Annotated in this window: 7 protein-coding genes; 5 read left to right on the top strand and 2 right to left on the bottom strand. The window is 73.8% G+C overall.

Features of this window, described 5'->3' with window-relative positions; translation table 11 throughout:
* Positions 1-123: 123 nt before the first annotated feature.
* Both erpA and ABZV06_RS25790 read right to left on the bottom strand, forming a co-directional pair.
* Positions 124-492: an iron-sulfur cluster insertion protein ErpA gene (erpA, locus tag ABZV06_RS25795; protein WP_355236393.1), complete on the bottom strand. Its 369-nt coding sequence runs from the start codon at positions 490-492 to the stop codon at positions 124-126.
* A gap of 159 nt (positions 493-651) precedes the next feature.
* On the bottom strand, positions 652-1,791 hold the full coding sequence (locus tag ABZV06_RS25790) for a glycerate kinase (RefSeq protein WP_355624726.1): 1,140 nt from the start codon (positions 1,789-1,791) through the stop codon (positions 652-654).
* Between the two features lie 68 nt (positions 1,792-1,859).
* Between ABZV06_RS25790 and nadA the strand changes: the two genes are divergently transcribed.
* The 5 genes from nadA to ABZV06_RS25765 all read left to right on the top strand — a co-directional run bounded on the left by nadA (position 1,860) and on the right by ABZV06_RS25765 (position 11,153).
* Complete coding sequence (gene nadA / locus ABZV06_RS25785; RefSeq protein ID WP_355624724.1) at positions 1,860-3,035, top strand: quinolinate synthase NadA; 1,176 nt, start codon at positions 1,860-1,862, stop codon at positions 3,033-3,035.
* A gap of 212 nt (positions 3,036-3,247) precedes the next feature.
* Positions 3,248-4,603: a UDP-N-acetylglucosamine 1-carboxyvinyltransferase gene (gene murA / locus ABZV06_RS25780; RefSeq protein WP_124820727.1), complete on the top strand. Its 1,356-nt coding sequence runs from the start codon at positions 3,248-3,250 to the stop codon at positions 4,601-4,603.
* 65 nt (positions 4,604-4,668) lie between these two features.
* Complete coding sequence (locus ABZV06_RS25775; protein ID WP_355236383.1) at positions 4,669-5,313, top strand: DUF3043 domain-containing protein; 645 nt, start codon at positions 4,669-4,671, stop codon at positions 5,311-5,313.
* A gap of 159 nt (positions 5,314-5,472) precedes the next feature.
* A complete protein-coding gene (locus ABZV06_RS25770) occupies positions 5,473-6,033 on the top strand; it encodes an XRE family transcriptional regulator (RefSeq protein WP_355624722.1) in 561 nt (186 codons plus the stop codon).
* A 374-nt stretch (positions 6,034-6,407) separates the two neighbouring features.
* On the top strand, positions 6,408-11,153 hold the full coding sequence (locus ABZV06_RS25765; protein ID WP_355624721.1) for a WG repeat-containing protein: 4,746 nt from the start codon (positions 6,408-6,410) through the stop codon (positions 11,151-11,153).
* Positions 11,154-11,161: the final 8 nt, after the last annotated feature.

The following is an 11,161-nucleotide window of genomic DNA, read 5'->3' as shown; positions in this document are numbered from 1 at the left end:
AAACCACAACCCGAAAAACGATATCATAATACGTGTTAGTGTTTTAAAGAGGTGTGCACTCCCGATGACGACGGGGCAGTCCCGTGGGACTGCCCCGTCGTCAGTGGTGCGTGGTGCGCGACCTTAGTTGAACGAGTCGCCGCAGGCGCAGGAGTTGCCCGCGTTGGGGTTGTCGATGGTGAAGCCCTGGGCGTCGATCCGGTCGGCGAAGTCGATCGTCGCGCCGGCCAAATAGGGGGCGCTCATCCGGTCGACGACGACCTCGACGCCACCGAAGTCGGTGACGACGTCACCGTCGAGCGAGCGCTCGTCGAAGAAGAGCTGGTACCGCAGGCCGGAGCAGCCGCCCGGCTGCACCGCGACCCGGAGCCGCAGGTCGTCGCGGCCCTCCTGCTCGATCAGGGCCTTGACCTTCTGCGCCGCGACGTCGGTGATGACGACGGAAGTAGGGGCCTGGGCCTCGGTCGACTCGGTCTGCGCTGGCGTGGTCACGTGGAAGTCTCCCTGCGCGGTCTTGGGTCCGGACGCACTGGCCAACGTCGCGCGCCGTCCAGTGATTCCCGGTTGTGGTCCAGTTCCGATCGTACGCCGCCCCGGCCGGACGTACCCGCGTGGCGGGACCCTCGCCCCAGGTGGGGCGGTGACGAGCGCTCAGCGGCTCCACTGCCGGGCCAGTCGGGCGCCCAGCTCGCGCAGCCCGTCCGCGGGACGGCTCAGCGCGGCGTCGAGCCCGCCGGCCGCCTCGCCGCCGAAGTGCTCCACCAGGCTGTACGCGTCGGTCACACCGGCCGAGGCAGCCTCCCGCCGGCCGGTGCTGACCTGGCCGGCGACCACCACGCAGGGCACCCCACGGTCCCGGGCGGCCCCGGCCACCCCGGCGACGACCTTGCCGCGCAGCGACTGGTGGTCGAAGGACCCCTCCCCGGTGATCACCAGATCGGCGGTGTCGAGGGCGGCGTCCAGCCGGACGGCACGGGTGACCAGACCGATGCCCGACTCGCAGGTGCCACCGAGCGCGAGGATGGCCGCGCCGAGTCCGCCGGCCGCCCCGCCGCCGGGCAGCGCGCCCAGCCCCTCCGGGCAGCCGGGCAGGTCCCGTTCCAGCACCGCCGCGAAGCGCTCCAGGGCGGCGTCGAGCAGCAGCACGTCGGCCCGGTCGGCGCCCTTCTGCGGGCCGAAGACGTTGCTCGCGCCGTGCAGGCCGAGCAGCGGGTTGTCCACGTCGGTGGCGGCGACCAGCCGGGCGTCCCGCAGCCGGGGTACGCCGTCCAGCGCGTCGACGGCGGCGAGCGCCGCGCCGCCGTACGGCAGGGCCGCGCCGGCGGTGTCGAGCGGTGTCACACCCAGGGCGGCCAGCATGCCGGCGCCGGCGTCGTTGGTCGCGGAGCCGCCCAGCCCGATCACCACCGTCCGGGCCCCGCTCTCCACGGCGGCGGCCACCAGCAGACCCAGGCCGTACGACGTGGTGGCCTTCGGGTCGCGCTCGGCGGCGGCGAGCAGGTGCAGTCCGCACGCCTGGGCGCTCTCCAGGTAGGCGGTCGCGCCGTCGGCCGTGAGCAGGATCTCACCGGCCGCCGGTCGGCCCAGCGGGTCGACCGTCGACACCGGCAGTCGCCGACCGCCGAGCGCCTCGGCGAGCACCTGGACGAAGCCCGGCCCGCCGTCGGCCAGCGGCCGGATCAGCAGATCGTCGCCGTCGGTCACGCTGCGCCAACCGGCGGCAACCGCGGCGGCGACCTCCGGTGCGGGCAGGGTGCCGGCGAACTTGTCCGGGCAGAGCAGCACGCGCATGCCGAGCAGTGTGGCAGCCCACACCGAGCGGAGCTGCGGCGCGCTCGCGCTGTGGGACCATGGGCTACGTGACTTCGACCTGGGTGGAACCCTCCAACACGGCGACGGCTCTGCTGCTGCTCGGTCGGGGCAGCGACCCCGACACCGAGCGCGGCGTCGAGTGTCCGGGCGACCTTCCGGCGCCCAGCGATCCCGACCTGGTGGCCCGCGCCACGGCGGCGAAGGCGGAGCTGGGCAGCAAGGTCTTCGTGCTGGGGCACCACTACCAGCGCGACGAGGTGATCCAGTTCGCCGACGTGACGGGTGACTCGTTCAAGCTCGCCCGCGAGGCGGCGGCCCGTCCGGAGGCGGAGTACATCGTCTTCTGCGGCGTGCACTTCATGGCCGAGAGCGCCGACATCCTCACCACGGACACCCAGCGGGTGATCCTGCCCGACCTGGCGGCCGGCTGTTCGATGGCGGACATGGCCGTGTTGGGCCAGGTCGAGGCCGCCTGGGACACGCTGACCGAGCTGGGCATCGCGGATGCGACCGTGCCGGTGACGTACATGAACTCGTCGGCGGACATCAAGGGTTTCGTGGGCCGCAACGGCGGCGTGGTCTGTACGTCGTCGAACGCCAAGCGTGCCCTGGACTGGGCGTTCGAGCAGGGCTCGAAGGTGCTGTTCCTGCCGGATCAGCACCTGGGCCGCAACACGGCGGTGCTGGAGATGGGCATGTCGTTGGACGACTGCGTGCTCTACGACCCGCACAAGCCCGGTGGCGGGCTCACCCCGGAGCAGCTGCGCGACGCCAGGATGATCCTCTGGCGGGGGCACTGTTCGGTGCACGGCCGGTTCACCCTGGAGAGCGTCAACGACGTACGGGAGCGGGTGCCCGGGGTCAACGTGCTGGTCCACCCGGAGTGCCGGCACGAGGTGGTCACGGCCTCCGACCACGTCGGCTCGACCGAGTACATCATCAAGACGATCGAGGCGGCGCCGGCCGGCTCGGCGTGGGCTCTGGGCACCGAGCTGAACCTGGTCCGCCGGCTGGCCCTGGCGCACCCGGACAAGCAGATCATGTTCCTCGACAAGGCGGTCTGCTACTGCTCGACGATGAACCGGATCGACCTGCCGCACCTGGTGTGGGCGCTGGAGGAGCTGGTCGCGGGCCGGGTGGCCAACCAGATCACGGTGGACGCCGACACGGCGCACCACGCGCGGGTGGCGCTGGACCAGATGCTCGCCCTCCCCGGAGCGTGATCACGATAAGTGACGTCACTGGTACACAAAAGTGCCGGATCACCGATTAATGCCACACACGCCGGTCTGACCGAGTCCTTTTTCGTCACCGAGGGCTATGCTGCCGAAGCGACGACGCGAGCGGGCCGTTTCGATATGGCCGCATCCGGGGTAGCGACAAGGTTCACGCTCCCCACCATCAACACAGCAGCACCGAAGCGCTGGAGGTTGCGTTGACCGACGACGTCCTGGTCGTGCACGGAGGTACTCCGCTCGAAGGGCGGATCCGCGTGCGCGGCGCGAAGAACCTGGTTTCGAAGGCGATGGTCGCCGCACTGCTGGGCGACAGCCCGAGCCGGCTGTTCGACGTGCCGAAGATCCGAGACGTCGAGGTGGTCCGGGGTCTGCTCGGTCTGCACGGCGTCAAGGTGACGGACGGTGCCGAGGACGGCGAGCTCGTCTTCGACCCGGCGAACGTGGAGAGCGCCAGCACGGACCAGATCAACGTGCACGCCGGTTCGAGCCGCATCCCGATCCTGTTCTGCGGGCCGCTGCTGCACCGGCTGGGGCACGCGTTCATCCCGGACCTGGGCGGCTGCCACATCGGCCCGCGTCCGATCGACTTCCACCTGCAGGCACTGCGGGAGTTCGGCGCGACGGTCGAGAAGCGGCCCGAGGGTCTGCACCTGTCCGCCCCGAACGGGTTGCACGGCACCAAGTTCGCCCTGCCCTACCCAAGTGTCGGGGCCACCGAGCAGGTGCTGCTGACCGCGGTCATGGCCGAGGGCGTCACCGAGCTGCGCAACGCCGCCGTGGAGCCGGAGATCATCGACCTGATCTGCATCCTGCAGAAGATGGGCGCGATCATCAAGGTCCACACGGACCGGGTGATCGAGATCCAGGGCGTACCGAAGCTGCACGGCTACACCCACCGGCCGATCCCGGACCGGATCGAGGCCGCGAGCTGGGCCGCCGCCGCGCTGGCCACCCGTGGTCACGTCGAGGTGCTCGGCGCGCAGCAGGCCGACATGATGACCTTCCTGAACATCTTCCGGTCCGTCGGCGGCGAGTACGAGGTCACCGACGCCCGCGCGCCGAAGCTGGGCGACCCGGGTCAGGAGGGTGGCATCCGCTTCTGGCACCCCGGCGGCGAGCTGAACGCCGTCGCGCTGGAGACCGACGTACACCCGGGCTTCATGACCGACTGGCAGCAGCCGCTGGTCGTGGCCCTGACCCAGGCCCGCGGCCTGTCGATCGTGCACGAGACGGTCTACGAGCAGCGGCTCGGCTACACCGAGGCGCTGAACTCGATGGGCGCCAACATCCAGGTCTACCGGGACTGCCTGGGCGGCACCCCGTGCCGCTTCGGCCGGCGCAACTTCAAGCACTCGGCAGTCATCGCCGGGCCGAGCAAGCTGCACGCCGCCGACCTGGTCATCCCGGACCTGCGGGCCGGTTTCAGCCACCTGATCGCGGCGCTCGCGGCCGAGGGCACCTCCCGGGTGTACGGCGTCGACCTGATCAACCGGGGCTACGAGGACTTCGAGGCGAAGCTCGCCGACCTGGGCGCGCACGCCGAGCGCCCGTAACCTCTCGCACCAATCGTTCGGCCCGACGGCTCCAGGTCCGCGTTGCGACCTGGAGCCGTCGCCCGATGCACCGCGATGTGCACCGGGCGCGGACCGTTGGCTACCCTTGCCCCGTGCCGTCGCTCTTTCGCCGCAAGTCCACCGACCTCGTCGACGAGGCCGTCTCCTCGGTGACCCCCGAGGAGACCGCCGCCGATCGTTCCCGCGGCTACACCCCGGCCAAGGGTCGGGAGACGCCGAAGCGGCCCACGGTCGGTCGACGACCGGCCGGCCCGAGCCGTCCCCTCACCAAGGAGGAGGAACGGGAGCGGCGTCGCCAACTGCGGGCGGAAGCCGCGGCGGATTTCCGCCGCGAGGGTGGCCCCCGCGACCGCGGCCCGGAGCGGCTGCTGGCCCGCAACGTGGTCGACTCCCGTCGTACCGTCGGCACCTGGTTCTTCGGCGGCGCGCTGATCGTGCTGATCGGCTCGAACGCGGCGATGCCGCCGGTGGTCCGGTTGATCTCCAACGTGCTCTGGGGCGCTCTCGCCCTGGGTGTGGTCGTCGACTCGCTGCTGATCTGTCGCAAGATCGGCAAGCTGGTCCGGGAGCGCTTCCCGAAGACCGACCAGCGGATGGGCTCGCTCTACCTGTACGCCGTGATGCGGTCGATCACCTTCCGGCGGATGCGCACTCCGGCGCCCGCGGTGAAGCTCGGCGACAAGGTCTGATCCCGGCGCGCCGGCGCGGCCCTGGCCGCGTTGGGGGCACAGGACGTCGGGAAACGTCCGGGCAGCGGCCGTTCGTTGTACCGTGCGCGTAGTCCAGCACTGTGCACAGGTCGCCCGTTGTTCGTGACCGCGAACGATGATCCAGTGGAGCGAACACGCATGCCCGGAGAACCGGCTGCCCCGTCGGCCAGCATCGCCGCCGCCCTGCGCCGCGAACGCGAGCGCAGCGGTGTCTCGCTGACCGAGTTGGCCGCTCGGGCGGGGGTCGCCGAGTCCACGCTCCTCGAACTGGAGGCGGGCTCCGGCAACCCGAGCGTGGAGACGCTGTGGGCGATCGGCGTGGCGCTGGGCGTACCGTTCAGCCGGCTCGTCGAGCCGACGGCCGACGACTTCCGGGTGATCCGTGCCGGCCAGGGGCCCCGGGTCGGCTCCGAGCAGGCCGACTTCACCGGAACGCTGCTCAGCGCCGGAACGTCGCAGGCCCGCCGGGACATCTACCTGATCGAGTTGGAGCCCGGCGCGGTCCGGGAGGCGGACGGACACACTCCGCACAGCGTCGAGCACGTGGTGGTGGCCGCCGGGCGGCTCCGGGTGGGACCTGAGACCGGCGTGGTCGACCTCGGTCCGGGTGACTACGCGACGTTCGCCGGCGACACCCCGCACCGGTACGAGGCGCTGGTCGCCGGGACCTTCGCCGTCCTCGTCATGGAGCATCCCTGACCCGATGCCCTGGTCCGTCCCGTCGGTGGGTGGGGTATCGTCGTAGCTCAGATTCGGTTATCGACCTAAATGTCCGGAACCATGGGATAACGTTTGCGCCCGTAGCCGGTGCCACAGTGGCGGTGAGCGAGTCCGCGCCGTTACCCTCCATCCGCAGCCACGCCCTGCCGGAACGGGCGACCCGACCGGCACGCGAGGCCCCAGCGCGACAATGTGCAACGAGGTGACAACGCCGTGAGCGAGCGGACGCGAGCCGGCCACCGGAGCGTGGCAGGCGGCGACCGGACGCCCAGGCGGCAGCAGGGCGGGAGCGCGGACACCTCACCGTCGACGGGGAGCGGCCGAGCGGTCGGGTGTGGCGACGGGCTCGCCGGATGAACGGCCGCTACACCGACCGGTGGCGGGACCCGAACGAACCGTCCTGGGTGGTCGAACCGACCACCGAATGGCAACCCCAGTTCCCCGGCCAGCGCTATCCCGGCGACATCGGCGCCACCCACCAGCCCCCACCGCCGCGCGGACGGGCGAGCGCGATCGGTCGTGCCGAGGTGCCGCCGCTCGCACCCACCCGTCCGGACGGCACCTACCTCGGCCGATCCTGGGCCGACGAGCCTCCGGCCGAGCCCGACGGCCGCTGGCGGGCGGACGACGAGCCGGGCGAGTCCTACGGCTGGCCACGTGGCGACGAGCGGACGACCGACGGCTCCCGCAACGGCCGCTCCGAGACCGCGTACTACGACCACGAGCCGTACCGCCGGCCACTTCCCGAGCCGCCCCGTCGGGAGGAGCGCCGCTCCTCCGAGTCGGACCGGCGTACCGCCTGGTCCGACCGACGCGCCGCCGACGACCGGGTGCCCGGCCGCGAGGCCGCCTGGCACCGCGAACAGCCCGCTTCCGAGGGGTACGACAGCCGCCGGCGCCGACCCGAGCCGGCCGACCGGGACCAGGCGTACCCGATGGCGCCGCCGGTCTCCCCCGGGCCGTACTCCCCGGCCGCGCGCAACGATCCCGGCTGGGTGACCGAGCCGGACGAGCCACCGCGCCGACGGGGCACGCCGGATCGACCGCCCGTCGGCCACGAGCGACAGCCGGGTGACGGGTACGGCTCCCGACCGGCCCGGAGCCACGACGGCCGCCAGACCGACGGCCGCCCCACCGACGGCCGCCCCACCGACGGCTGGGCCGCCGAGGGTGCCGGCCAGTGGGCGCCCATCGACAGCCGCTCCCGCTCCCGCTCCGACGGTCAGCCCGACCGCCGCCCCGACGACCTCCGCCGCTCGGAGCGCCGCTCCGACGACACCCGACAGCCGGAGCGCCGCTCCGACGACACCCGACAGCCGGAGCGGGTCGTCGCCGACGACGCCCGCCGCGCGGGACGCTGGGCCGACGAGGCTCGCCGGTCGGAGCGGGGCGTCACCGATGACCGGTCGCGGGTGGAGGGTGGTCCCGGTGCGCCCACCGACCGGCAGCGTCGGCCGGAGGACGGATTCGGGCCGCCCCAGACCTCCGAGGGCGGACGGCGACGCCGCCCCGAACCGGAGCCGCCGGAGCAGTCCCGCCGCGACGACGAGCGCCGCCGCCCCGACGTCGACCCGCACCGCCAGCAACCCCGCGAGGCGGCGGCCCGCGCCGAGGCGTACCCGGACCGTCGCCCGCGCGAGACCACGAGGCCGGAGCCGTACCGCGACGAGGCGTACCGCGAGGGCCGGCCGCAGCCCGACTCCCGCTCGGGTGGCGGTCTGCCCTGGCCGCCGCCCGGCCCGGTGCATCCCGACCGCACCCGGGAGCCGGGCTACCGGCCCGAGCCACACCGCGACCCCGAGCCGCGCGTCGGCTCGCGGCCCCCGGCCGGCCCCGCGCGGCCCCCGGCGGAACCGCCCCGGTACGACGAACGGCAGGCGCGCCCCGCCGCGAGCGCATCGCCCACCTACAGTCGGGCCACACCGGTCCCGCCCACACCTGTCTCCCCCGCCACGCCGGGCACCGGCCGGACGGCTCCGGTTCGCCCGGTGCCGCCGGAGCGCCCGGTGTCCCCCGCCGCTCCCGGACGGGACCGGCCCGTCTCGCCCGCCCCCGCCGACCACGAGCGGCGACCCTCGACGTCGTCCACGCGCTCCGAGCACGACTGGCCGGTGTCAGCCACACCGGTGTCCCCGGCGGCGGACGTTCCGGTCTCCGGGCCGCCCGCCGCCCGGCTGCGGGTGGAGTTCCTGCCCGCCCCGGTGGATCCCCCGTCGTCCGACGAACAGCAGGCGCCGCCGACCCGGCCCGAGCCTCGCAGGACGACCGAAGCAGCGTCGACGACGGACGCTCGGCCCACCACGCCACCGCGCTATCCCGGCCCGGACAGCCGTCCACCTGCCGCGCCGCCGCCCACGTGGCAGCGGCCGGACGAGCCCGCCGCGCGTCAGACGCCTACGTCGGCCGTACCCGACGTCGAGCCGGTGCTCCCGATCGCCCCGGGCGTGCCGCGTCGCTACGTGCCTCCGACGCCCTCCGAAGCGTCCGTGCCCAGCGCACCGGAGCCGACGGAGACGCCGGTCCGGGGGCCCGACGCCTGGTTCAGTTCCGCCGCGCAGCCGGTCGAGTCCGATCAGGACGCGACGTCGACGGACGACGCGACGGTTCCCGGGTCGACGGGGGATCGAACACCGCTCGACCGGCCGGCTGGGGCACCGCCGCAGACCGAGGACGCGCACGACGGTTCGGCCGAGCCGCCGGTCGACGGCCCTTCGGCCGAACAGCGGCCCGATGTCACCGTCGAGGCTGCCGCGACGTCGGTCTCCGCTCCGCCGGCCGACACGTCCTCGCCACCGTCGAACCGGCCGGTGTCCGCACCGCCAACCGACCAGACCGCCACACGGCCCGTCTCGGCACCACCGGTCTCGGCCCGGCCCGTCTCGGCACCGCCCGTCGACGCAGCGCCCGTCTCCGGACCGCCAGCGGCTCCGGCCCCGGTCGCACCGCACGCCTGGTCGGACGACCTGTTCGACGACGTGGACCACGAACGGACGACTACCGCCCCGGTATCCGACCAGGATGAGCGTCCGGGCTCCGGCGAGACGCCGGGGTGGCAGAGCGAGTCCACTGCGGACGACGGGTACGAGGTGGCCGGCCCGCCGGACGCACCGTCGACCGCCGCCACCAGCTCGGATTCGTCGAACCGGTCGGCGTCGGCGGTGCCCGGGCCGGCCGGCGCGTACCCGTCGAGCGGCACACCGGACACCGACTCCGAGCCCGAGCCGGTCACCGGGACGACCCACACGACGCCCGGGCCCCCGACGGAGGTGTCCGCCGGGGCAGAGCCCGTGGCGACATCCACGCCGCCCCCGCCCACCCCGTCGACGGCGGTCACACCGCCGACCGCGCCCGTGTCGGCACCGCCGGCCGAACCCGCGCCCGCCCTCGCGCCGTCCGCCACAGCCGACTCCACGCCGGATGCACCGGCCGAGACCGCCTCCACGCCAACCGCCACCCCCACGCCGACCGCCACCGAACCGACCTCCCCGTCGACCACGGCCGCCGAACGGCCCGCCGCCCCCGAACCCCCCGCCGCGGCGGAACCCGTCTCCGCGCTACCGGCCCAGGCCGGAGCTGTCTCCGCGCCAGCGGCCGAGGCCGTCGACTCGCCACCCGACGCGACCGAACCCGTCCCCGCGCCACCCGCCGCGGCGGAACCCGCCGCCGAACCCGTCTCCGGACCGCCAGCAACACCCACCCCCGTACCCGCCGCCGTCATCCCCGGGCCGCGTGAGGCGCCGTCCGAGACGGACGTGCCCGTGTCGGCGCCTCCGAGCACGGCTACGAAGCCGGCGCGGCCCTCGCTCGCCGACGAGGGCGACCCGGAGCAGGTCCTGGCCGCGTATCGCTGGCGGCTGGACCCGGTGACCCTGCGCGAGGAGCTGACCGAGCCGGACGGCATGCGCGCCATCCGCCGGCGGTTGACCGGGAAGTTGGGCACGGCCGTCGACAACCGGGCCCGGGCGCGCCTGCTCAGCCTGCGCGCGGTGGCCTCGCGGATCCTCGGCGACCTCGACGACGCGTTGGCCGACGGACGCCTCGCGCTCACGTACGCGGAGGCCACCGGTGAGCTGCGCCGAACCGCGCTGGCACAGGCGCGACTGGCTCACGTCCTACGGTGGCGAGGTGACTTCGCCGAGGCCGACCAGCTCTTCGCGGAGGCCAACTCGATCGAGCTGCCCGACCGGTTGCGCGCCGCCCTGCACGAGCACGCCGGGCGGTCCTGCTATGACCAGGGCCGGCTGATGGAGGCCTGCCACCACTTCGAGCGGGCGCTCGACCTGCGCGGCGCCGCCGACGCCGAGCTGCTGGACCGGGTGCGGGTGGCCCTCGACGCGGTCACCGTGCGGGCATCGGCGGACGGCTTCGGGCCGTACCTCCGGAGCCGGGACGAGGTGCTCGACCGTGACCGTCCCCCGCAGCCGGACCGCGACGGACCGCTGTGGGGCTACACCGACCAGGCCGGCGAGGTGGTCGTCCCCGCCCGGTACGCGGAGGCGCAGCCGTTCCACGACGGGCTGGCCTGGGTCCGGCGGCCGGACACCGACCGGTGGTCGCTGATCAACATGTTGGGTACGACGGTGATCCCGCCGTCGTTCCGGGCGGTGCGCCCGTTCAGCGACGGCCTGGCCTGGGTGGTCACCGACGGCGGCTGGACGGCGATCGACCCGACCGGCGCGGTGCAGGTCCCGCCGAACTTCGCCGACGTACGGCCGTTCCGCCGCGGCCTGGCCGCGGTGAAGCGCGAGGGCTGGGGGGCTGTCGACCGGACCGGACGGATCGTGGTGCCGACCCGCTACCACGCCTTCGTCACCGAGTTGACCGACGCGGGGCCGGTCGACGGTTTCACCGACGAGGGTCTCGCGGTCGTCGACGTGGCCGGCCGGCGCGGTGTGGTGGATCGCACGGGCACGGTGCTGGTGCCACCGTCGTACCCGGTGGTGGTCATCCACCCGGTGGCGTTCCTCGTCAGCGGCGGCGGTCGGTGGGGCGCTCTCGACCGTCGGGGCGCGTCACTGATCGACCTGGTGCATCCCGATCGCGGGGCGGTGCTGGAGGAGATCGACCGGCTGCTGACCGACGCCAATCCCGTGCTCTGAGTCGCCGC

The sequence above is a fragment of the Micromonospora sp. NPDC005172 genome, from assembly GCF_040608555.1.
Classification (GTDB): Bacteria; Actinomycetota; Actinomycetes; order Mycobacteriales; family Micromonosporaceae; genus Micromonospora.
The sequence above is the reverse complement of the archived record's forward strand: the minus strand, read 5'-3'. Positions and strand labels throughout refer to the sequence as shown.

What these genes read in the sequence shown, in the direction of transcription:
- ABZV06_RS25790 (WP_355624726.1), bottom strand. Translation starts at nt 1,791, where the DNA reads ATGCGCGTGCTGCTCTGCCCGGACAAGTTCGCCGGCACCCTGCCCGCA.
- ABZV06_RS25775 (WP_355236383.1), top strand. Translation starts at nt 4,669, where the DNA reads ATGCACCGCGATGTGCACCGGGCGCGGACCGTTGGCTACCCTTGCCCC.
- ABZV06_RS25770 (WP_355624722.1), top strand. Translation starts at nt 5,473, where the DNA reads ATGCCCGGAGAACCGGCTGCCCCGTCGGCCAGCATCGCCGCCGCCCTG.
- ABZV06_RS25765 (WP_355624721.1), top strand. Translation starts at nt 6,408, where the DNA reads ATGAACGGCCGCTACACCGACCGGTGGCGGGACCCGAACGAACCGTCC.